The 20,559-nt window shown below is 56.3% G+C and carries 21 protein-coding genes and 1 other RNA gene; 7 read left to right on the top strand and 15 right to left on the bottom strand.

All coding sequences use genetic code 11. From position 1 onward, the window contains the following. Positions 1–78 precede the first annotated feature (78 nt). On the top strand, positions 79–1,989 hold the full coding sequence (locus tag AC6I8J_RS16100) for a BglG family transcription antiterminator (RefSeq protein WP_285087483.1): 1,911 nt from the start codon (positions 79–81) through the stop codon (positions 1,987–1,989). Between the two features lie 22 nt (positions 1,990–2,011). Here AC6I8J_RS16100 and AC6I8J_RS16095 read toward each other — a convergent pair whose 3' ends face one another. Further along, entirely contained in the window at positions 2,012–2,911 is a 900-nt protein-coding gene (locus tag AC6I8J_RS16095; protein WP_013359142.1) for a LysR family transcriptional regulator, read from the bottom strand. Between the two features lie 129 nt (positions 2,912–3,040). On the opposite strand from AC6I8J_RS16095, the gene AC6I8J_RS16090 reads away from it, so the two are divergent. After that, positions 3,041–3,745 (top strand): pirin family protein, encoded by a 705-nt coding sequence (locus tag AC6I8J_RS16090; protein WP_161735374.1) that lies wholly within the window; start codon positions 3,041–3,043, stop codon positions 3,743–3,745. A gap of 52 nt (positions 3,746–3,797) precedes the next feature. On the opposite strand, the gene dolP is transcribed toward AC6I8J_RS16090, so the two are convergent. From dolP to AC6I8J_RS16070, 4 genes are read right to left on the bottom strand one after another with little or no spacing between them, the layout of a single operon-like run. Continuing rightward, positions 3,798–4,370, bottom strand: coding sequence for a division/outer membrane stress-associated lipid-binding lipoprotein (gene dolP / locus AC6I8J_RS16085; RefSeq protein ID WP_161735372.1), 573 nt, complete (start codon positions 4,368–4,370; stop codon positions 3,798–3,800). 14 nt (positions 4,371–4,384) lie between these two features. After that, the gene (diaA, locus tag AC6I8J_RS16080) at positions 4,385–4,972 is read right to left on the bottom strand and encodes a DnaA initiator-associating protein DiaA (protein ID WP_003855538.1); all 588 of its coding nucleotides are present in this window, start codon (positions 4,970–4,972) and stop codon (positions 4,385–4,387) included. 14 nt (positions 4,973–4,986) lie between these two features. Beyond that, positions 4,987–5,382: a YraN family protein gene (locus tag AC6I8J_RS16075; protein ID WP_161735370.1), complete on the bottom strand. Its 396-nt coding sequence runs from the start codon at positions 5,380–5,382 to the stop codon at positions 4,987–4,989. Beyond that, positions 5,340–7,385, bottom strand: a complete 2,046-nt coding sequence (locus AC6I8J_RS16070; protein ID WP_497825569.1) for a penicillin-binding protein activator — start codon at positions 7,383–7,385, stop codon at positions 5,340–5,342. The genes AC6I8J_RS16075 and AC6I8J_RS16070 overlap by 43 nt, the downstream gene beginning before the upstream one ends. Positions 7,386–7,447: 62 nt before the next feature. On the opposite strand from AC6I8J_RS16070, the gene rsmI reads away from it, so the two are divergent. Further along, the gene (gene rsmI / locus AC6I8J_RS16065; protein WP_497825568.1) at positions 7,448–8,314 is read left to right on the top strand and encodes a 16S rRNA (cytidine(1402)-2'-O)-methyltransferase; all 867 of its coding nucleotides are present in this window, start codon (positions 7,448–7,450) and stop codon (positions 8,312–8,314) included. 33 nt (positions 8,315–8,347) lie between these two features. Next, an RNA gene (gene rnpB / locus AC6I8J_RS16060) (RNase P RNA component class A) lies at positions 8,348–8,726 on the top strand. A gap of 58 nt (positions 8,727–8,784) precedes the next feature. Here rnpB and AC6I8J_RS16055 read toward each other — a convergent pair. The 10 genes from AC6I8J_RS16055 to AC6I8J_RS16010 form a co-directional block, all read right to left on the bottom strand. Next, on the bottom strand, positions 8,785–9,759 hold the full coding sequence (locus AC6I8J_RS16055) for a glutathione S-transferase family protein (protein WP_497825567.1): 975 nt from the start codon (positions 9,757–9,759) through the stop codon (positions 8,785–8,787). Positions 9,760–9,835: 76 nt separating this feature from the next. Continuing rightward, on the bottom strand, positions 9,836–10,249 hold the full coding sequence (locus tag AC6I8J_RS16050; protein ID WP_222925449.1) for a DoxX family protein: 414 nt from the start codon (positions 10,247–10,249) through the stop codon (positions 9,836–9,838). Between the two features lie 201 nt (positions 10,250–10,450). Then, positions 10,451–10,735 carry a YqjK-like family protein gene (locus AC6I8J_RS16045; RefSeq protein WP_033733988.1) on the bottom strand — a complete coding sequence of 95 codons (285 nt, stop codon included), beginning with the start codon at positions 10,733–10,735 and terminating at the stop codon, positions 10,451–10,453. Continuing rightward, positions 10,735–11,130 carry a phage holin family protein gene (locus AC6I8J_RS16040; protein WP_161735364.1) on the bottom strand — a complete coding sequence of 132 codons (396 nt, stop codon included), beginning with the start codon at positions 11,128–11,130 and terminating at the stop codon, positions 10,735–10,737. Before AC6I8J_RS16040 ends, AC6I8J_RS16045 begins: the two co-directional genes overlap by 1 nt. 2 nt (positions 11,131–11,132) lie before the next feature. After that, positions 11,133–11,438: an ElaB/YgaM/YqjD family protein gene (locus AC6I8J_RS16035; protein WP_089414886.1), complete on the bottom strand. Its 306-nt coding sequence runs from the start codon at positions 11,436–11,438 to the stop codon at positions 11,133–11,135. Between the two features lie 35 nt (positions 11,439–11,473). Continuing rightward, positions 11,474–11,848 (bottom strand): DUF1090 domain-containing protein, encoded by a 375-nt coding sequence (locus AC6I8J_RS16030; protein ID WP_161735362.1) that lies wholly within the window; start codon positions 11,846–11,848, stop codon positions 11,474–11,476. A 190-nt stretch (positions 11,849–12,038) separates the two neighbouring features. Next, positions 12,039–12,386: an EnvZ/OmpR regulon moderator MzrA gene (gene mzrA, locus AC6I8J_RS16025; RefSeq protein WP_161735360.1), complete on the bottom strand. Its 348-nt coding sequence runs from the start codon at positions 12,384–12,386 to the stop codon at positions 12,039–12,041. After that, complete coding sequence (locus AC6I8J_RS16020) at positions 12,386–13,060, bottom strand: DedA family protein (protein WP_098052313.1); 675 nt, start codon at positions 13,058–13,060, stop codon at positions 12,386–12,388. Before AC6I8J_RS16020 ends, mzrA begins: the two co-directional genes overlap by 1 nt. A gap of 323 nt (positions 13,061–13,383) precedes the next feature. Continuing rightward, positions 13,384–14,160 carry a transcriptional regulator ExuR gene (gene exuR / locus AC6I8J_RS16015; protein ID WP_150013533.1) on the bottom strand — a complete coding sequence of 259 codons (777 nt, stop codon included), beginning with the start codon at positions 14,158–14,160 and terminating at the stop codon, positions 13,384–13,386. 86 nt (positions 14,161–14,246) lie between these two features. Then, positions 14,247–15,551, bottom strand: coding sequence for an MFS transporter (locus AC6I8J_RS16010; RefSeq protein WP_497825566.1), 1,305 nt, complete (start codon positions 15,549–15,551; stop codon positions 14,247–14,249). Positions 15,552–15,950: 399 nt separating this feature from the next. Here AC6I8J_RS16010 and uxaC point away from each other — a divergent pair, with 399 nt between their 5' ends. From uxaC to AC6I8J_RS15995, 3 genes are read left to right on the top strand one after another with little or no spacing between them, the layout of a single operon-like run. Continuing rightward, complete coding sequence (gene uxaC, locus AC6I8J_RS16005; protein WP_161735354.1) at positions 15,951–17,366, top strand: glucuronate isomerase; 1,416 nt, start codon at positions 15,951–15,953, stop codon at positions 17,364–17,366. Positions 17,367–17,368: 2 nt separating this feature from the next. Beyond that, the gene (locus tag AC6I8J_RS16000; protein WP_161735352.1) at positions 17,369–18,817 is read left to right on the top strand and encodes a tagaturonate reductase; all 1,449 of its coding nucleotides are present in this window, start codon (positions 17,369–17,371) and stop codon (positions 18,815–18,817) included. Between the two features lie 4 nt (positions 18,818–18,821). Then, positions 18,822–20,312, top strand: a complete 1,491-nt coding sequence (locus AC6I8J_RS15995) for a UxaA family hydrolase (protein WP_497825565.1) — start codon at positions 18,822–18,824, stop codon at positions 20,310–20,312. The last annotated feature ends 247 nt before the right edge of the window (positions 20,313–20,559 follow it).

Genomic DNA, 20,559 nt, shown 5'->3' with positions numbered 1-20,559 from the left:
GATCGCGCGACATGGACGTTGCGTGACGATCGCCGTAGGCTGATCTTCCCACTTTCTGTCTGCAAACAGGTAACGCTTGTGAGATTTCCCAATCAGCGCCTTGCGCAACTGTTCGATGCCCTGCAAAACGAAACGCTGCCTCAGGATGAGCTGGCGCGGCGTTTTGCCGTCTCGACCCGCACCGTGCGCACCGATATCACGGCGCTGAATGCGCTGCTGGCAGAGCATGGCGCGCAGTTTATCCTGAGCCGTGGCGCGGGCTATCAGCTGAAGATTGAGGATGTTCAGCGCTTTCAGCATCTGCAGCAGCACACTGCGTCGCCGCTACGAGTGCCACGCACCTCGCCAGACCGGGTTCGTTACCTGCTGACCCGCTTTCTCACTGCGGCTTATTCGCTGAAACTTGAAGAGCTGGCCGAAGAGTGGTTTGTCAGCCGCGCCACCCTGCAGAATGATATGGCGGAGGTGCGCGAATGGCTGGGTCGCTATCACCTCACCATTGAGAGCAAGCCACACTACGGCATGAAGCTGTTTGGCAGCGAAGTGGCAATTCGTACCTGCCTGACCGACCTGTTATGGCAAATCGATCAGGCGCAGCCAGAGAGTCCGCTGCTGACGATTGAAGCGCTGAACAGCGGCATGCTGGAGACGCTGCGCCCGCTGCTGCAAAGCTGTTTTGCTCAACACAACATTCGCCTCAGCGATGAAGGTGAACGCTATCTGCGGCTTTACTGCGCCGTGGCGGTGCGTCGCATCAGCGAGGGCTATCCGCTTAACGATCCGGGTGCCGAGGAGATTGGCGATGAAGTGCGGGAAGCAGCGCATCAGTTGATTAATCTGATGCGCCCGCTGGTCAGCAAACCGATTTCACCGGCGGAAGAGAACTGGCTGCGGGTCAATATTGCGGCGCGACGCATTCAGGCGATCGCGCCCAGCGCCATCAATGCGGATGATGCCGACGCGCTGGTGGATTATCTGCTCAGCTTTATCAACACGCACTACAACTTCAATCTGCAAAACGATCAGCAGCTGCGTGCTGACCTGCTCACCCACATCAAAACTATGATTACCCGGGTGCGTTATCAGATCCACATTCCCAACCCGCTGCTCAGCAACATCAAGCAGCACTATCCGATGGCCTACGATGTCACCTTAGCGGCGGTGACCAGCTGGGGGAAATATACTCCGTATGTTATCTCCGAGAATGAGATCGGCTTTCTGGTGCTGCATATTGGCGTCGGGCTGGAGCGCCACTATGACGTGGGCTATCAGCGTCATCCGCAGGTGTTGCTGGTGTGCGACAGTGGTAACTCTACGCTGCGCATGATAGAGGCGATGCTGCTGCGCAAATACCCGCAGTTACAGATCACGGCGCGCCTGTCACAGCGCGAATATGAAGCGCGAAGTCGTATTGACGAGGATTTTGTTATCTCGACCATCCGGCTCAGTGAAAAAGAGAAACCGGTGGTAGTGATGTCACCGTTTCCCACCGGTTTTCAGCTGGAGCAGATTGGTAAGCTGGTGCTGGTTGACCGGACCCGGCCCTACATGTTGGCGAAATTTTTTGATGCCCAGCACTTTCATATCGTTGACAGGCCGATGACCCAGTCTGAACTGTTCCGTCAGCTGTGCGATCAGCTACAGACTGAGGGCTTTGTAGATGCGGCGTTCTATCCGTCGGTTGAAGAGCGTGAAGCGATTGTCAGCACCATGCTCGGCGAAGGGATTGCGCTGCCGCATTCGCTGGGACTGCTGGCAAAGAAAACCGTGGTCTATACCGTGCTGGCACCGCACGGCATCGCGTGGGGCGACGATACCGCCTATGTCATCTTCCTGTTGGCGATCAGCAAAAGTGAATATGAAGAAGCAATGGCAATTTACGATCTGTTTGTGACGTTCCTGCGTGAACGGGCGATGACCCGCCTGCGGGACAGCAGCGATTTTAACAGCTTCAGGGCGGTGGCGATGGATTGCCTGAGCCGGTCTTAGCTTCGCCCTGAAACCACGATACTTAGTTTTTCTTCGCCAGCAGGCGCGGGATCTCGCGCAGGCACCAGGATTTGGCTTCGCCCATGCTGTCACGTCGCCACGCCATAATAATATCGACCTCGCGGGTATATTCCGGGCTCACTACCCGCAGACGACCTTCAGCAATATCCTGCTCGACTAATGAATAGGGCATGGTTGCCACGCCCAGACCCGCCAGCAGCGCACGGCGCTTATCGTCCATGCTGCTCACGGTCAGGCGCTGCTGCTTATCCAGCAACTGCACGGTCAGCACCGGCCGTTCGCGCGCAGTATCCGCGACTGCAATGCCACGGTATTTCACCCGCGTCACTTCAGACTGCGGTTCCGGCTCGTTATGAATCGGGTGATCCGCACTGGCGACGTAGACGCTCATCATGGTGTAGAGCTTGCGGGTATTGATCTCGGTGGAGGCGCGGAAATGCATATCGGGGGCAATCACGATATCGGCGCGGCCCTGTTCCAGTCGTTCCCATGCGCCCGCCAGTACTTCTGTGACCAGCGAAAACTGCGTGTTAGCTTTGTCGGCCAGACGGGTCACCAGCGGAAAGAGTGCATCAATGGGCACCAGCGCTTCGGTAACGATAGTCAGATGGGTTTCCCAGCCACGCGCCAGCGCTTCCGCATCGGTGGTGAGCTTGTCGGCCGCTTCCAGCAGTACCCGGCCACGCTCCAGCAGCATGCGCCCCACGTTGGTAAATTTGGTGCGGTGACCGGAGCGGTCAAACAGCACCACATCCAGTTCTTCTTCCAGCTTTTGCATAGTGTAGCTGAGGGCAGACGGTACACGCCCCAGTTCATCCGCTGCTGCTGCAAAACTGCCACGGCGATCGATCGCATCCATAACGCGTAACGATTCAAGGGTTAACGCACGCTCTTTAGCCATCCCGGTTCTCTGTCAGGAAATTTGAACATGCCGGGCAGATTAACTGGCTAACAATCCGGCGTCCAGACTTTTACCATGGGTGCATAAAGTCCGTGGCCGATCCTCGTCACCGGATGCCGGAGGTAAATAATGATAACGACACGCAGTGCGTCCGCCTGTGGTCAGGCTGATTTCGGCTGGTTGCAGGGCCGCTACAGTTTCTCTTTTGGCCACTACTTTGATCCCAAACTGATGGGGTACGCATCGCTGCGCGTACTGAACCAGGAAGTGCTGGCGCCGGGTGCCGCTTTTCAGCCGCGCACCTATCCGCAGGTCGATGTGCTGAACATCGTGCTGCAGGGTGAAGCCGAATATCGCGACAGCGAAGGCAATACGATCAGCGTGCGGGAAGGGGAAGCGCTGCTGCTCTCTGCTCAACCCGGTGTGAGTTACACCGAAATTAATCTGAGCAAAGATCGCCCGCTGACACGCATGCAGCTCTGGCTGGCTGCCTGTCCGGAGCGCGAAAATCTGCGGATGCAGAAAATAGCCCTCACGGAAGGTCGCTTGTCTCAGCTTATCGCCTCGCCGGATGGCGTGGACGATAGTCTGCAACTGCGTCAGCAGGTGTGGATCCACCAGGTCGAGCTGGCACCGGGCGAACATTACTCGCTGCCGATACAGGGCCCGCGCGCCTATCTGCAGTCGATTCATGGCTCGCTGGAGGCGATGTCCGGCACGGATCATCAGGAGAAGCTGGGCTGTGGCGATGGTGCGTTTTTACAGGAAGAGAAACAGTTGCAGCTGACAGCAAAAACCGCGACCCGCGCGCTGGTCATCGACATTCCGGTCTGAAAATCGGACCATAAAAAAGGCGGCCATGGCCGCCTTTTTTGCGTTTCAGGAGTTACTTCAGCATGGTGAAGGCCGTAGTGACGTGCTTCACGCCACTGACGCGGCTGGCAACATCGGCCGCAGCCTGCGCTTCCTGTTGTGTCACGAGACCCAGCAGGAATACTTCGCCATTCTCGGTCGTCACTTTCACGTTGGAGGATTTCACCTGATCGCTGCCCAACAGCTGCGATCGGATTTTGGTGGTAATCCAGGTGTCGGACGACGTAGTGCCTAACGTCACTTTCTGGCCGATGCGGATCTCGTTATAGACTTCGGTTGCGCCATCGACGCCCATGGTGATCTGTTTGGCACGATTGGCGATATCCTGCGAAGGTGCCTGACCGGTCAGCAGCACTTTGCCCTGATAAGCCGTGGCGATGACGCGTGCATCGGTTTTAATCTGCTGATCTTTCGCCAGCGCGTTAGTGACGCGCAGCTCCAGAGTGCCGTCATCAACCTGTGTACCTACCGAGCGTGGATCGGTCGCCGTTTTGGTGGCAACCGCTGCGCCGCCAGCCACAACCGCAACGCAGCCCTGAAGCAGCATGGCGGTTAACAGAATAGCTATAGCATTCAATGCTTTCATTCGTGCTCCTTCGGTCATTCCTGATGGGGAAAGAGAGTGTTATCGATCAGATCGCATAAGCAATTCACGGTCAGCATATGCATCTCCTGGATACGGGCGCTACGGTGCGATGGAATGCGGATTTCCACATCCTGCGGCCCCAGCAGTCCGGCGAGCTCTCCGCCATCATACCCGGTAAGCGCAACGATAGTCATATCGCGTGTTACCGCTGCTTCGACGGCCTTAACGATATCGCGGGTGTTGCCCCGGGTTGAGATAGCCAGTAGTACATCGCCTGCGTGTCCCAGCGCGCGTACCTGCTTGGCATAGATCTCATCGTGCAGACGATCATTACCAATCGCGGTCAGCATCACGTTGTCTGCACTTAATGCCAGCGCCGGTAAGCTGGGACGCTCAGTCTCAAAACGGTTGATCATGCTGGCGGCGAAGTGCTGTGCATTGGCGGATGAGGCACCGTTGCCACAGCTGAGGATTTTATTGCCATTCAGAAGCGACTGCACCAGCGTCATGGCTGCGCGGGAAATAGCGTCGGGCAACGCCTCGGCTGCGGCAATCTGAGTCTGAATACTTTCGGTAAAACACGCTTTAATTCTTTCCTGCACACGACCACCTGGTTCTAAACGTCTGCATTAAAGGCATTCGGCAGCCACTCGAGCGCCGTGCCGGTAATGGCGATGATGTCGAAACGGCAATTCACTGTTTCAAAACTGCCGCCGCGTTGCGCCAGCCAGAGAGCAGCGGCGCGCAGCAGCTTTTGTTGTTTATTCCGGGTAATGCTGGCGAGTGCGCCACCATAACGCGCATCGCGCCGGTAGCGGACTTCAACAAACACCCAACAGTGCCCGTCACGCATAATCAGGTCAAGTTCACCGTTGCGAAAGTGAACATTGCTGGCGACCCATATCAGGCCTGCCTGCTCCAGATAGTGTCGGGCATTTTCTTCATGCCCGGCACCAATCTGACGGCGATTTAGTTGGCCGGTGCGATTTCGCCCCGACGATACTGGTTCCATGTCAACTTCCTGTTGATCACACAATCCGTGTCGGCGCTCAGCTTGCCGGTATTACCATCCAGCGTAAAGCCAGGAGACTGACGCATCTGGTTAAAGTGGTTCGCCAGCGTCCAGGCATCCATTCCCATGGCATAGAGACGCACCAGCGAGTAGTCATTATTGAATGACTTCGAGGTCTGCTGCATCAGGCCAGGGTTGCTGCCGGAGAGCAGCGGAATATCGCTGAACTGCAGGCCATCCATTTCCAGACGGAAGTCCGGTCCTGCACCTGCCTGCGCGCTGCGCGAGCTGGCATAGAGCGAAATGTTGCTGCGACTGCCAGTGCGCATGGCAATCATAGGTTTGATCAGCTGCAGTTCATCCTGCGTGGAGACGATGTAGACCGCATCGACGCCGCCACCGCTGCTGGTGCTGACCACATCTGGCGTGCTCTGTTGCGGTGCCGGAATGGTCAGGCCTGCAATCGAAACGCCCTGCGGCTCGGCAGGTGCAGCGTTCACAGGCGTACCCGATAAGCTGATGCCCGCACCGCTGTTGATGCCCTGTTTCAGCTCAGATGTCGAGCCAAAGCGTTGCTGCATGACGGTGCTGCCCCCCAGCGTCTGCCACTCCTGAGCAAAAGCGTTGGTGACGCGATCGCCCAGTCCGCTGCGCGGCACCAGCAACAGCGGCTGGCGTTTGCCCTGATCCCAGATATGGTGCGCGGCATCGCGCGCTTCGTCTTCAGGAGAAAGCGCAAAGTAACAAATATTCGGATGGTTCTGGATCTTTTCCGGCTCATTAAGCGCCAGCACATTCAGTGGCGTCTGGCTGTTGGCGACCTTCTCAACGTTGCTCTTCAGCAGCGGGCCGACCACGATAGTCGCACCATCCTGCTGGGCCTGCTGCATGACCTGCTCAATAGGCTGGCTGCTGGTGTCATAAACCTTGATCTGGGCGTTGCTGGCCGGTGCGGCTGCAGCAGGCTGAGACTGGGGCTGTGACTGAGACTGGGGCTGTGACTGAGGTTGTGTTGTGGTGTCAGCAGACTGCTGCGGCGCGCTGATGGGATCGGCAGCCGATCCCGCGGCGGCAGGTTGCGTGCTGGCCGTCGCATCTGCAGAAGCAGGCTGGGCAGCCGCTGGCTGGGCGACCGGCGCGGTTACGCCATTCTTCGCGTCGTTAAAGCCTTTCTGAATCGCATTCGCAAACACCTGCGCCTGGCCATTCAGCGGCAGCAGCAGGGCGATGATGCTGGTAGAGGCTTTGGTGTAGTTCTGCATCTGGCTCAGCTGCGTCGGCAGCGTTTTAGCCGCCGGGTTCTGCGGATAGCGGGTCTGCCAGTCTTTGATGCCGGACTTGAGCATCTCCGCATCCTGGGCGTTGGCACGCCAGACCGCGAGCAGATCGAGCCAGCCCTGCAGCACATTTTCGTCGGCATTAATCACCAGGTTGCTGGCCTCCTGTGGTGACATCTGCGTCAGGGTCTGCCAGGTGGCGTCAATGTTGGCCTGATGATCGGTGCCTTTCAGCAGCGGCTCCTGCGCAATATAGGTGCGCAGCAGTGAGAGTGAAGGGCGACCCTGGGCGCTGGCGATCTGCAGACTGTAATAACGTGCCAGCTGATCCTGCGACAGCGAACCGGTTTTCACCTGTGCTAACAGGGGTTCAGCCTCTTTGGTTTTCTGCTGTGAAATCAGCAATTGCGCTCTCAGCAGCAGGGATTCCTGTTGCTGCGTCTCTGAGAGCTGCTGCGGCAACTGGCTCAGTTGCTGGGTCGCTTCAGGATACTTTCCTTCCTTCAACAGGGCGCGGATTGCGAGTAATTGCCAGTCGGTCTTGCTATCATCGCTGCTTTGCTGCGCTTGCTGCAGATAGTAAGCGGAGCTGGCGGTGACTGGCCCCTGAATATTGACGGTTGAGGTTTGCGGCCCCTGACCGCTACACGCGGCTAAAATCAGCCCAGCAAGAATGACAGGCAGAAAGCGTCCTGCTTTATGACGAACGACTTTTGAAGGAAGCATACTGTATCCAGTGATGTTTTTTTCAAGATGCTCAATATTAAATCGGCAATTCGGATGAAACAATGAAACAACTCGATTGGGCAGAGATTTCTGCCAGCACGCTCTACATCGTTCCAACCCCGATTGGTAATTTGGGTGATATCACCCAGCGGGCGCTGACGGTGCTTTCGAGCGTCGATCTGGTCGCTGCGGAAGATACACGTCATACCGGGCTGTTGCTACAACATTTCGCCATCAATGCGCGACTCTTCTCACTTCATGACCACAACGAGCAGCATAAGGCTGAACTGCTGTTAACGAAGCTGCAGGAGGGTCAAAGCATAGCCTTAGTTTCCGATGCTGGCACGCCGCTAATCAACGATCCGGGCTACCATCTGGTGCGTCGCTGCCGTGAAGCGGGTATTCGTGTGGTGCCGCTGCCCGGTGCCTGTGCTGCCATTGCCGCGTTAAGTGCTGCAGGACTGCCATCCGATCGTTTCTGTTACGAAGGGTTTCTGCCCGCTAAAACCAAAGGCCGCTGCGATGCGCTGCGGGCGCTGGTGCAGGAGCCACGTACGCTGATTTTCTATGAGTCGACTCATCGTCTGATCGACAGCCTGCAGGATATGGTGAGTGAGCTGGGTGCCGAACGCTACGTGGTGCTGGCGCGCGAGCTGACTAAAACCTGGGAGTCGATCTACGGTGCACCGGTTGGCGAGCTGCTGGCCTGGGTGAAAGAAGATGAGAATCGTCGCAAAGGCGAAATGGTGCTGATTGTTGAAGGGTATAAAGTCGATGATGAAGATGCGCTACCGGCTGATGCGCTACGTACGCTGGCGCTGCTGCAGAAAGAGCTGCCACTGAAACGCGCGGCTGCGCTGACCGCTGAGATCCACAGCGTGAAGAAAAATGCCCTTTATAAGTATGCGCTGGAGCAGCAAGAGGCGTGACAAACGCTGGCGAATGTCCTATTATCCCGCGCCGAAGCTGACCAGACAGTCGCCGCTTTGTCGTCGTCCTCACTTGTGGGGAGACGGGCAGAGGGGAGGAAAGTCCGGGCTCCATAGGGCAGGGTGCCAGGTAACGCCTGGGAGGCGCAAGCCTACGACCAGTGCAACAGAGAGCAAACCGCCGATGGCCCAGAAATGGGATCAGGTAAGGGTGAAAGGGTGCGGTAAGAGCGCACCGCGCGACTGGCAACAGTTCGTGGCACGGTAAACTCCACCCGGAGCAAGGCCAAATAGGGGTTCACAAGGTACGGCCCGTACTGAACCCGGGTAGGCTGCTTGAGCCAGTGAGCGATTGCTGGCCTAGATGAATGACTGTCCACGACAGAACCCGGCTTAACGGTCAGCTTCGACTTTTTATCAAAAACCCCGCTTCGGCGGGGTTTTTGCTTTGTGGGATATGTGCTGGCAGCTTAACCGCGGCCGTGCGGCTCATCCCAGTCAAACGCCGGGCCCAGCGAAATGACGCCGTTCGGGTTGATGGTCTTATGGCTGCAGTAATAATGATGGCGGATATGTGGCAGATTAACCGTCTCTGCGATACCCGGCATCTGATAGATATCACGCAGGAAACCGCTGAGGTTTCTGTAGTCACTGATGCGATGGCGATCGCATTTAAAGTGGGTCACATAGACCGGATCAAAGCGCACCAGCGTGGTCCACAACCGAAGATCTGCTTCGGTCAGCTGATCGCCATTGAGGTAGCGATGCTGGCCCAGGATCTGCTCCAGCCGCGACAACGAATGGAACAGCGCCGTGACGGCCTCATCGTACGCGGATTGCGACGTGGCGAAGCCTGACTTATAGACGCCGTTGTTCACCGTGTCGTAGATCCAGCCATTCAGCTCATCAATCTTCTCGCGCAGCGCAACGGGATAGTAGTCACCGGCACGGGCGCCCACCGCATCAAACGCACTGTTGAACATGCGGATGATATCCGACGACTCATTGCTGACGATGGTATTCTGGTGTTTGTCCCACAATACCGGCACGGTTACGCGGCCACTGTATTGCGGGTCGGCATGCAGATAGAGTTGATAGAGGAACTCATTCTGGTAAAGCTTATCGCCGGTCGCATCCTGAAAACTATCATCGAAGGTCCAGCCATTCTCCAGCATCAGCGGATGCACCACGGAGACATCGATCATGCTATCCAGGCCCTTCAGCTGGCGCATCAGCAGCGTGCGGTGCGCCCAGGGGCAGGCCAGCGAGACATAAAGATGATAGCGGTCGCGTTCGGCGACAAATCCCGCTTTACCTGCCGGGCCAGCACTGCCATCCGCGGTAACCCAGTTGCGGAAAGCCGACTCTGAACGCTTGAAGCGTCCGCCGGTAGATTTAGTGTCGTACCAGGTGTCATGCCAGACACCGTCAATTAACTGTCCCATAATGGCTCCAATGCAAACAGGGCGGGGAAATGTCCCCGCCCTGCTAAGTATATGTGGCAATACGCTTTATGTGAGATTAGCGCGCAATCGCTGGCTGTGTTTTTCTTTTGCTGATCAGGCGATCAAGGCTATATGCACCCGGACCCACCAGACCTAACACCAGGAAACCCCCGGCGATAGAGAGGTTCTTCATGAACATCAGCTGGTTCACGCCTTCGGCAAAGTTACTGTGAAACAGAAACGCGGTCAGGATGGTGAAGCCTGCAGTGAACAGGGCAGTGAAACGGGTCAGGAAACCAAACAGGATGGCCAGACCGCCGCCAAACTCCAGCAGGATAACCAGCGGCAGCATAAAGCCCGGGACGCCCATTGCTTCCATATATTGCTGAGTGCCAGCATAACCGGTGATTTTGCCCCAGCCAGCCGTAATGAACAGGATTGGCATCAGGATGCGAGCCAGTAACAAACCAACGTCTTCGAATTTTTTCATCATTTACTCCAGCGCTATCAGGAATGCAGGGCAAGCTGCCCGCAGGGTTTATGCCCGCTGAAAGCAGTTCTGCATTCATTGGGTTGATAGCTGGAGATGATAATCGCGGCGTGGAAAGGTTGTAAGCGAGATATACTGTCAGTGTTCTTCAGAAATTCTGATGAAGAAAGCCGGCCTTTTCAGGACCGGCTTTAAGCAGAATTAACGCGGGGGCAGAGCAGACTTGATCATGCGCCAGGTGCTCCATGCACCGAATCCCCGCTTTGCCCAGCGCAACAGCTTGCTGGGACTGCGAATGGAGTAAACGGCCAGCGCGCTGCTGCCAATGGCCAGATAGCGACGTAAGCTGAGGAAAGTAAACCAGCCGCGATCGTAGTGGGCGGTGCCTTCCAGCCAGTCACGCCGCGCAGCGCTTAAATCCAGCCGCTGCTGCTGCACATGCTTAAGCAGTTCATGGATGCGTTCTTCACGCTCGCGGCGACTCATCAGCGCTGGTCCTCAAGCAAATCACGATCTGTTTCCAGCTCTTTGCGCGTGTGGCGCAACAGCGTGGACTGACGTGATTTGTGAAGCGTCCAGAGTCCGAAAATAACCGCCAGCAAAAACAGCGTACCGGTCGTGATGCCAATCGCCATCAGACGATATTGTGCATCCACTGCCCAGATGATCAGGACCATCAGGCTCATCAGACCAAATGCAGTGAACAACATTGTCAGGCCAGTCATCAACAGCATCTGTATCAGATTCGCTTTCTCATGCTCAAGTTCCACCACTGCCAGACGAACGCGTGTCTCAACTATGCCAACCAGCGTGGTAACGATACGCTGGCCGATGTTAATGACCCCTTTAGCCGGGCCGTGGTTCTGCTGTGAGTCTGCCATGGTTAGCGACGCGAAATGAGCATGCCGAGTGCGACGCCAATCGCTGCACCGATACCCACACCATGCCATGGATTTTCACGCACGTAGCCTTCAGCTTTCTGCGCCGCTTCGCGCGTAGTCGCAGCGATGCGCTCGCCTGATTCGCCCAGTCGCTCACGAGAGCTATCCAGCGCCACACGCGCTTTATTGCGAAGTTTATCCAGCTCACCTTTGGATTTTTCGGTGCTGCTGCTCAGCACTTCTTCCAGCGTATCAGCAAGGTTTTTCAGTTCAGCACGTAAATGTTCCGATGATGTGTCTTTAGACATAAAATACTCCTTTAACATCAGTTGGTTAATTCCGATTAATAGGGCTCCGCCTGTAACTTTTTCAGCTCCCGGCGCGCTTCATCCAGTTTTTGTTGTCGCCTGGCAATCTTCTCCCTGTCATGGCCCTCTTCACGCTCTTCCCTGAGTGCGTGCTCACGCTCAGCCACTTTCTGCTTCTGAGCATTAATTCTTTCCAGATGGGCCGCTTCCAGCTTTTTATCACTGCAATCAGCCCGGACTTCGGTCAGCGCGCGCTCCAGGCCGTTAACCCGGCGCTGGTTGTTATGCTTCTGTGCCATCCCGATTTCACGCTGAATATCCTGTTCTTTCTGTTCACAAAGCGATTCTGCTGCCAGCAGCGAACCCGACAACGAAAGCAGCGCGACGCCCAGTAATACTTGATATTTCATCGGTCCTGAACCTTCCATTGCGATCTGATTCCTCATCACACGCGTAATGTTATGCCTGCGCGTGCTGAGAATCGACTCTCGGTTAAGCATAGACATCGATAGTAAAAAGTTCAAAGAAGACCGGGAGATAGGGCGCCTTTCAGACCGCCACACCCTGCCGCGGCGGCCTGAAAGCAAAGAGAGGAGCTTATTACGCCAGAGAGAGGTGCTGAGCGTGATCGTGCTGGGCCACGATAAAACCCTGTGGCAACAGTCGGCGCAATACCTTCTGTGCGGCCAGACTCTGCTCTTCGCTGTCAAAATGGATAATCAGTGCGTCACCCGCAGGCGTGATGCTTTTGATACGAATACCCTGCGCACTTAATTGCTGATAGAGATAAAAGCCATCAGGCAGCGTTGCACCAGCATGAGAAACCCGAATTTTCACTACCGTCTCGTGCTGCATCAGAGGAGGAACCACACAAAGCGCGGTCAGCGCAAGTGCGCCAGCGATCAACCACGGTATCCACCGTTTAGGAATAGCCTGCAGCAGTTTCATTACTCGGCTTTCCCGTTCTGATTCGCCTGACGCTTACGCCATAACACGACCAGCGATCCCACCAGGCCAAAGACCAGCAGCGCCAGTGGCAGCATCATCAGGAAGAACATCATCTCATCTTCATAACGACGGAAAATCGGGGTTTTACCCAGCGCAAAGCCGATAACGGTCAGAATGACTACCCAGAGGAAGGCGCTCACCCAGTTGAAGAACTGAAAGCGGGCATTGCTGAGGCCTGACAATCCGGCGATGGTCGGCAGCAGCGTTCGCACAAATGCGATAAAGCGGCCAATCAACAGGGCAGACAGACCATGGCGATGGAACAGACTGTGCGCGCGTAGATGATACTGGGCGGGAAGGTGAGAGAGCCATTTCTGTACCGTAGGCGTATTGCCCAGCCAGCGGCCCTGAATGTAGCTCACCCAGCAGCCAAGGCTGGCCCCAGTAGTGAGAACCAGAATCGTTAACGGGAAACTCATGGTGCCTTTGGCAATCAGAACACCAACCAGAATCAGCAGACTGTCACCCGGCAGAAATGCGGCAGGAAGAAGACCATTTTCTAAAAACAAAATCATAAACAGCACGCCGTAAATGGCCCATACCAGCGTGGGGTCGGAGAGAGTTTCGTAGTCCTGTTGCCACAGGGCATGCAGCAACGCTTGCAAAATATCCATCAATCATTCCTGAACATCATTGTTAAACATGTCCCACAGGGACTTAAACGCAGACCGGCATTTCGTTATAAATTTTAGGAGCGCAGCCTGGGCGGGGTTTTCCGGATCCTTCCAGAATTGATTGTTAAATCAGCGACTTTATAAAACCCTGTCGCAAAGGGTAATAAAAGGGCGATAACTGTAACAAAAATCGCCTGTCTGAGACAGGAAAACTCTCTGGCAAACAGGAGTTTTACCTTGTGAAACGGCGTGTAAAAAGGAGCTTTACATGACCTGACACTATTGCAGATTAACTGACCATCTCAGGGTGTTTTCAGGCACTTTTAGCGGGCGTTGTTGGATCCATCAGGCAGGATGACCGGATTTTCACCAAACATGTAACGATCCACGTTAAATTCAAAATCATCCGCCGTCGCGTTGAACAGCATCTGTTTAGTATTTTCCAGATGTTGCCACATCGCCAGTTTGCTGGCGGCGGGATCTTTACGCATCAGGGCTTTGAGAATCTGATCGTGGTCGTCGCACCAGCTGAGAATGCTGCGCTGGTCGATATGTTCGTGAAGTTTAAGCCAGTAGGGATTGTGCAGACGATGCAGCCACATTTTTTCAACGATGGCGGCCAGGGCACTGTTTTGGGTGGATTGTGCAATTCGCACATGAAACTGCATGTCCCACTCGGAGTCACGGAAGTGATCCTCCTGGCGGGCTTTTTCCTGGATCGCCATCAGATCGATAATGTCCTGACGCGTTACCTGGGTGGCAGCGAATTCCGCCACGTTACTCTCAATCAGCTGGCGCGCCTGCAGTAATTCAAACGGACCAAAAGTGGCAAACTCAAGCTGGCTGCTGGTAGCGGCGATGCGGTTCTGCTGCTGGCTGGCGATAACATGAATACCCGATCCTTTGCGAACCTCAACATAGCCTTCAACTTCCAGCATGATGATCGCTTCGCGGACGACGGTGCGGCTCACTTCCATCTCTTCAGCAATCAGGCGCTCGGCAGGCAGTTTTTCACCCACCGGGTAGATCCCGGTTTCAATGCGGCTTTTCAGCTCGCTGGCCAGCTGTTGATAGAGTCGACGGGATTCAGTGATGTCCATTGCACAATCCTGGTAGCAGACAGATAAGTTGTTATACCACTTCAGGGCGTGCGAGGAAATGGGCTGGCGCAAGCCAGCCCGGCGGGTTAACTGCGAACGGCGCTGGCTGACGGAATAACCGCTTCAGTATTCAGCTCTGAAACAGGTTTATTTTTCAGGACCGTCCAGATAACGACAGCACCCAGCAGATCGAACACTGCCAGCGCGGCAAAGAGCGGGCTGAAGCCCAGCGTATCGGCCAGGGCGCCAACAACCAGCGCAAACATGGTACTGGCGGTCCAGGCGGCCATGCCGGTTAAGCCGTTCGCTGTCGCAACTTCGTTGCGGCCGAAAACGTCTGACGACAGGGTGATCAGTGCGCCAGAGAGGGCCTGATGCGCAAAGCCGCCGACGCACAGCAGGCCAATGGCGACGTAAGGGTTGGTAAATAGCCCGATGGTGCCTGGCGCAATCATTAATACCGCACCCATTGTCACCACCATCTTGCGGGAGACGATCAGGTTAACGCCAAACCAGCGCTGAAACAGCGGCGGCAGATAGCCACCCAGGATGCAGCCAAAATCCGCAAACAGCATCGGCATCCAGGCGAACATTGCAATCTCTTTCAGATTGAAGCCGTACACCTTGAACATAAACAGCGGTATCCAGGCGTTGAACGTTCCCCACGCCGGTTCTGCCAGAAAACGCGGCAGCGCGATGCCCCAGAACTGACGGTTACGGATAATCTGCAGGGCCGACATTTTGTGGGTGTTGTTGGTCTGATGCTGCGCTTCCTGGCCAGAGATAATATAGTCACGCTCTTCATCGCTCAGCTTCTTTTGCTGTTTGGGGTGCTTATAGAACACCAGCCAGCAGAGTGCCCACGCCATGCTCAGCACACCGGTCATGACAAAGGCCATCTGCCAGCTATGCGCCACGATTGCCCAGACGACCAGCGGCGGAGCCAGCATCGCACCGATAGACGAACCGACGTTAAAGTAGCCTACCGCAACCGAACGCTCTTTGGCCGGAAACCACTCACTGCTCGCCTTCAGTCCGGCCGGGATCATCGCCGCTTCAGCCGCACCGACGGCACCACGCGCCAGAGCAAGGCCGCCCCAGCTGCCCGCCATCGCCGTAGCGGCACAGAAAATCGCCCACATAATAGCAAACACCGCGTAGCCAACTTTGGTGCCAAGCAGATCCAGTACATAACCTGCCACCGGTTGCATCAGCGTGTAGCAGGCTGAATAGGCCGCAATGATGTAGGAGTACTGCTGCGTGGTGATATGCAGCTCTGACATTAATGTCGGGGCCGCCACGGCAATGGTGTTACGGGTCAGATACCCTAATACCGTACCGAGCGTCACCAGTCCAATCATGTACCAGCGTAACCCTTTGATCTTATGCATCCTCTACCTCTTCCAGTTCTGTATGCGGTCTTGCCGCTGTTGTTATCTGGAGCGGGACAGCACGTGATGCAGCTCTGCTCACGCCCGCAGGTTCTGTATGAGCAACCCTGTTATGACCTTGCCCTTTGTGAGTCGCTAACGACCTCACGATGGGGCCAGAGCCTAACTTGTTATACAACTTTAAAAGTTGAGAGCCATCACAAAAACCCTTTCTGCACTGTGGGATACTGGAAACCTGCGAAATGACAGCCATTTAGCGCGCTGCGGACGACAGAAACGTCCATAACGGCAGTCAGGCACCGCCGTTTATGTGAGCAGGATCTCAAATAAATCCGTAACGAACTAAAATTGGTATGATAACTTTGGACCATCAGTGGTTCAGTCGATGAGGAAGGATGTATGTCACGTTTCATGACCGAAGATTTTTTGCTGGATACCGAATTCGCCCGTCGTCTCTATCACGACTATGCAAAGGATCAGCCGATTTTCGACTATCACTGCCACTTGCCGCCGCAGCAGATTGCCGAAAATTATCGCTTCGCCAACCTTTATGACATCTGGCTGAAGGGCGATCACTACAAATGGCGGGCAATGCGCGCTAACGGTGTGGCTGAGGCGTTCTGTACCGGCAACGCCAGCGATCGTGAAAAATTTGACGCCTGGGCGCGCACCGTGCCTCACACCATCGGCAACCCGCTCTATCACTGGACCCACCTGGAGTTACGCCGGCCTTTCGGCATCACCGATACGCTGCTTTCTGAGAAAACCGCCGACACCATCTGGCATCGCTGCAATGAACTGCTGGCGCAGGATAGCTTTACCACGCGCGGCATCATGCAGCAGATGAAGGTGAAGATGGTCGGCACCACCGACGATCCGCTGGATGATCTGCGCCATCACCGCGCGCTGGCAGACGATGCCAGCTTCAGCGTCAAAGTGCTGCCGAGCTGGCGTCCGGATAAAGCCTTTAATATCGAAGCCGAAACCTTTCTGCCGTGGATCGCGACGCTGGAGCAGCTGACTGATATCAGCGTGCAGCGTTTTGACGATCTGCGCCGCGCACTGCATCAGCGGCTGGATCACTTTGCGGCTCACGGCTGTAAAGTCTCCGATCACGCGCTGGATGTCGTCTGTTATGCCGAGGCGGATGACGCCACGCTGGATGCAATCCTGGCGCGTCGTCGCAGCGGTGCCGCGCCCAACCCGCAGGAAACGGCCCAGTTTAAAACGGCGGTACTGGTCTGGCTGGGCAGCGAATATGCCCGCCGTGGCTGGGTGCAGCAGTATCATATTGGCGCACTGCGCAACACCAATCCGCGCCAGTATCAGCTGCTGGGGCCGGATGTGGGCTTTGATTCCATCAACGATCAGCCGCTGGCGGAACCGCTGGCGCGACTGCTGGGCGCACAGAATCTCAATAACGCGTTGCCAAAAACCATTCTTTACTGCCTGAACCCGCGCGACAACGAAGTACTGGCGACGATGGCGGGTAACTTCCAGGGCGAAGGCCAGGCGGGCAAGATGCAGTTTGGTTCAGCCTGGTGGTTCAACGATCAGCTGGATGGCATGCAGCGTCAGATGACGCAGCTGGCGCAGATTGGCCTGCTGAGCCGCTTCGTCGGGATGCTGACCGACAGCCGCAGCTTCCTCTCCTACACCCGCCACGAATATTTCCGCCGTCTGCTGTGCCAGATGATTGGCCGCTGGGTAGAGCAGGGTGAAGCGCCAGCCGATGAAGCGCTGTTAGGTCAGATGGTACAGAACATCTGCTTCAACAATGCCCGCGACTACTTTGGCATTGAGCTGGGAGCCTGATAATGAAAAGGCTAAACCGCCACGACTTTCCGGGCGCGGTCTATCGCGAACGGGTGATCCAGTTTGGCGAAGGCAACTTCCTGCGCGCCTTTATTGACTGGCAGATTGACTGGCTGAACGAACATCAGGGCACCGATGCGGGGGTTGTGGTGGTGCGGCCGCGCAACCGTGAAGTCAGCGACAGCCTGAATCAGCAGGATGGCCTCTACACCACGCTGATCCGCGGGTTAAACGATCAGGGCGAACAGGTCAGCGAAACCCGGCTGATCCGCAGCCTGAATCGTGAAATTCAGCCTTATCAGCAGATTGGCGAGTTTATGGCGCTGGCCCGTAATCCCGATCTGCGTATGGTCTTTTCCAACACCACTGAAGCGGGCATCGCCTTTGTCGGCACGGACCAGCTCACCGATCAGCCCGCCAGCAGTTTCCCTGGCAAACTGACGCAGCTGCTGTGGGCGCGCTATTCGCACTTCAGTGGTGCCAGCGATCGGGGCTGGCTGGTGGTGCCGTGCGAGCTGATTGACCATAACGGCGACACGCTGCGCGAGCTGGTGCTGCGCTATGCCGACCACTGGCATCTGCCATCCGAATTTAAAACCTGGATTCATCAGCACTGTGCATTTTACAACACGTTAGTGGACCGCATCGTCACTGGCTTCCCGGCGGAAAGCGAGCAGCTGCAACGTGAGCTGGGTTATGAAGATCGCTATCTGGTGGCGGGCGAAGTCTACTACCAGTTTGTGATTCAGGGGCCGTCGGCGCTGTTCAGTGAGCTGAAGCTGGCGACGCTGTCGCCGCAGGTCCGGCATGTGGATGATATTGCGCCCTATAAAGCGCAAAAAGTGGCGATCCTCAATGGTGCGCATACCGCGATGGTACCGGTGGCGTATCTTGCCGGGATTGAAAGCGTCGGCGAGGCAATGGCCGATCCGGCCATTGCCGGATTTGTCGATAACCTGCTGCGTCACGAAGTGATCCCGACGCTCGATCTGCCCGCCGATGAACTTCACGCCTTTGCCGATGCGGTTCAGCGCCGTTTCCGCAATCCGTTCATTCGCCACGCGCTGCTGTCGATTGCTCTCAACGGCATGACCAAGTTCCGTACCCGTCTGCTGACGCCACTGCTTGCCGCGCATCAGCAAACTGGCGAATGGCCGACACACATCACCTTTGCGCTGGCGGCGCTGATCGCCTTTTATCGCGGTGAGTCAGCCGGCAAAAGCTGGCCGTTACAGGATGAGCCGCAGTGGTTACAGCGCTACGCCGATGCCTGGAAAGCGGTTAATGCGGACCAGATGTCGCCACAACAGCTGGTGCATGCTGTGCTCAGCGACGCGCAACACTGGGGCAAAGATTTAACCCGTCAGCCCGGACTGGCTGCGGTGGTCACCCAACACCTGCAAAATATCATCGCCCACGGAATGCGTGAGGCGCTGAGCCAACTGAGATAACGCTATGCAAGACGCAATTAAAATTGATCCCCGCGACAACGTCGCCGTGGCGTTACGTGACTTAGAGGGGGGCGCCACGATTGAACTGCCGCCACTGAGCGTGGCGCTGCAACAGGCCGTGGGACGCGGGCATAAATTCGCCCTGCAGCCCATCGCGCAGGATGAGCTGGTGATCAAATATGGGCTGCCGATTGCCCATGCCACACAGCCTGTGGCCGCCGGTGAGGTCATCCATTCGCAGAATGCCCGCACCAATCTCAGCGATCTGGATGAGTATGCGTATCAGCCCGAGTTTGTAACGCTTTCACCGCAGCCGGGTGACCGGGAGGTGCAGATCTACCGTCGTGCCGGTGGCGAAGTCGGCATCCGCAATGAGCTGTGGATCCTGCCGACCGTTGGCTGCGTCAACGGGATTGCACGTCAGATCCTGCAGCGTTTCCTGAAAGAGACCCGGGACGCAGAAGGCATTGACGGCGCATTCCTGTTCAGCCACACCTTCGGCTGCTCGCAGCTGGGGCAGGACCATGAAAACACCCGCACCATGCTGCAGAATATGGTGCGCCATCCCAACGCGGGCGCGGTGCTGGTGATTGGTCTTGGCTGTGAAAACAATCAGGTCGATGCCTTCAGAGACACCCTCGGCGCGTTTGAAAGCGACCGGGTCGAGTTTATGGTCTGCCAGCAGCATGACGACGAAGTGGAAGCCGGGCTGGAGCGTCTGCATGCGTTGTATAAAAAAATGCGCCATGACCGGCGTGAACCGGGCAAGCTTAGCGAGCTGAAGTTTGGTCTGGAGTGCGGCGGTTCGGATGGTTTGTCTGGTATCACCGCCAACCCGTTGCTGGGGCGTTTCTCAGACCAGATGATCGCTAATGGCGGCACCACCGTACTGACCGAAGTGCCGGAAATGTTTGGCGCAGAACGCATCCTGATGAGCCGCTGTCGCGACGAAGAGACCTTCGGCAAAACGGTGGCGATGATCAACGACTTTAAACAGTACTTTATCGATCACCAGCAGCCGATCTATGAGAATCCGTCACCGGGCAACAAAGCGGGCGGTATCACCACGCTGGAGGAGAAGTCGCTGGGCTGTACGCAGAAAGCGGGGCAGAGTCAGGTGGTCGATGTGCTGAAGTATGGCGAGCGGTTAAAAACGCCGGGGCTGAATCTGCTGAGTGCGCCGGGCAATGATGCGGTCGCCACCAGTGCGCTGGCCGGCGCCGGTTGCCACATGGTGCTGTTCAGTACCGGACGCGGCACGCCGTATGGAGGATTTGTGCCGACGGTGAAGCTGGCGACCAACACGCCGCTGGCGGAGAAAAAACCGCACTGGATCGACTTTAATGCCGGACGGTTGATCGAAGGGATGAGCATGGATGCGATGCTGGAAGATTTTGTCGACAGCATTGTGGCGATTGCCAGTGGTCAGCAGACCAACAATGAGAAAAACGATTTCCGCGAGCTGGCGATTTTTAAAAGCGGTGTGACGCTTTAAACAAAACGACCCGCTAAAGTGCGGGTCGCTTGAGATCGTTGATAAAGTCCGGCTCTGTGGCGGTGAGACCGAGCCTGCGAAGGGAACACAGTCAGATCGGAAAGTCGCAAAGGCCGTCATCCATGACACGCTCGGCCCGCGCCATCCTTGGCGCGGGACGCTTTCCTCTTCTGCCCGTGTTCCCTGCGCGTTGAGTTTATCCGTTGCGGCTGGATTAACCCTGATGTGGGCATGGCAGCAGCCTTAA

The organism is Pantoea sp. X-Soil-ISGK-355 (assembly GCF_059730805.1).
The sequence above is the reverse complement of the archived record's forward strand: the minus strand, read 5'-3'. Positions and strand labels throughout refer to the sequence as shown.

What these genes read in the sequence shown, in the direction of transcription:
- AC6I8J_RS16030 (WP_161735362.1), bottom strand. Translation starts at nt 11,848, where the DNA reads ATGAAATATCAAGTATTACTGGGCGTCGCGCTGCTTTCGTTGTCGGGT.
- AC6I8J_RS15995 (WP_497825565.1), top strand. Translation starts at nt 18,822, where the DNA reads ATGCAAGACGCAATTAAAATTGATCCCCGCGACAACGTCGCCGTGGCG.
- exuR (WP_150013533.1), bottom strand. Translation starts at nt 14,160, where the DNA reads ATGGACATCACTGAATCCCGTCGACTCTATCAACAGCTGGCCAGCGAG.
- AC6I8J_RS16020 (WP_098052313.1), bottom strand. Translation starts at nt 13,060, where the DNA reads ATGGATATTTTGCAAGCGTTGCTGCATGCCCTGTGGCAACAGGACTAC.
- AC6I8J_RS16045 (WP_033733988.1), bottom strand. Translation starts at nt 10,735, where the DNA reads ATGAGTCGCCGCGAGCGTGAAGAACGCATCCATGAACTGCTTAAGCAT.
- AC6I8J_RS16010 (WP_497825566.1), bottom strand. Translation starts at nt 15,551, where the DNA reads ATGCATAAGATCAAAGGGTTACGCTGGTACATGATTGGACTGGTGACG.
- AC6I8J_RS16035 (WP_089414886.1), bottom strand. Translation starts at nt 11,438, where the DNA reads ATGTCTAAAGACACATCATCGGAACATTTACGTGCTGAACTGAAAAAC.
- AC6I8J_RS16070 (WP_497825569.1), bottom strand. Translation starts at nt 7,385, where the DNA reads ATGCTTCCTTCAAAAGTCGTTCGTCATAAAGCAGGACGCTTTCTGCCT.
- AC6I8J_RS16095 (WP_013359142.1), bottom strand. Translation starts at nt 2,911, where the DNA reads ATGGCTAAAGAGCGTGCGTTAACCCTTGAATCGTTACGCGTTATGGAT.
- AC6I8J_RS16050 (WP_222925449.1), bottom strand. Translation starts at nt 10,249, where the DNA reads ATGAAAAAATTCGAAGACGTTGGTTTGTTACTGGCTCGCATCCTGATG.
- AC6I8J_RS16075 (WP_161735370.1), bottom strand. Translation starts at nt 5,382, where the DNA reads ATGGAACCAGTATCGTCGGGGCGAAATCGCACCGGCCAACTAAATCGC.
- uxaC (WP_161735354.1), top strand. Translation starts at nt 15,951, where the DNA reads ATGTCACGTTTCATGACCGAAGATTTTTTGCTGGATACCGAATTCGCC.
- AC6I8J_RS16090 (WP_161735374.1), top strand. Translation starts at nt 3,041, where the DNA reads ATGATAACGACACGCAGTGCGTCCGCCTGTGGTCAGGCTGATTTCGGC.
- AC6I8J_RS16000 (WP_161735352.1), top strand. Translation starts at nt 17,369, where the DNA reads ATGAAAAGGCTAAACCGCCACGACTTTCCGGGCGCGGTCTATCGCGAA.
- mzrA (WP_161735360.1), bottom strand. Translation starts at nt 12,386, where the DNA reads ATGAAACTGCTGCAGGCTATTCCTAAACGGTGGATACCGTGGTTGATC.
- rsmI (WP_497825568.1), top strand. Translation starts at nt 7,448, where the DNA reads ATGAAACAACTCGATTGGGCAGAGATTTCTGCCAGCACGCTCTACATC.
- AC6I8J_RS16055 (WP_497825567.1), bottom strand. Translation starts at nt 9,759, where the DNA reads ATGGGACAGTTAATTGACGGTGTCTGGCATGACACCTGGTACGACACT.
- AC6I8J_RS16040 (WP_161735364.1), bottom strand. Translation starts at nt 11,130, where the DNA reads ATGGCAGACTCACAGCAGAACCACGGCCCGGCTAAAGGGGTCATTAAC.
- dolP (WP_161735372.1), bottom strand. Translation starts at nt 4,370, where the DNA reads ATGAAAGCATTGAATGCTATAGCTATTCTGTTAACCGCCATGCTGCTT.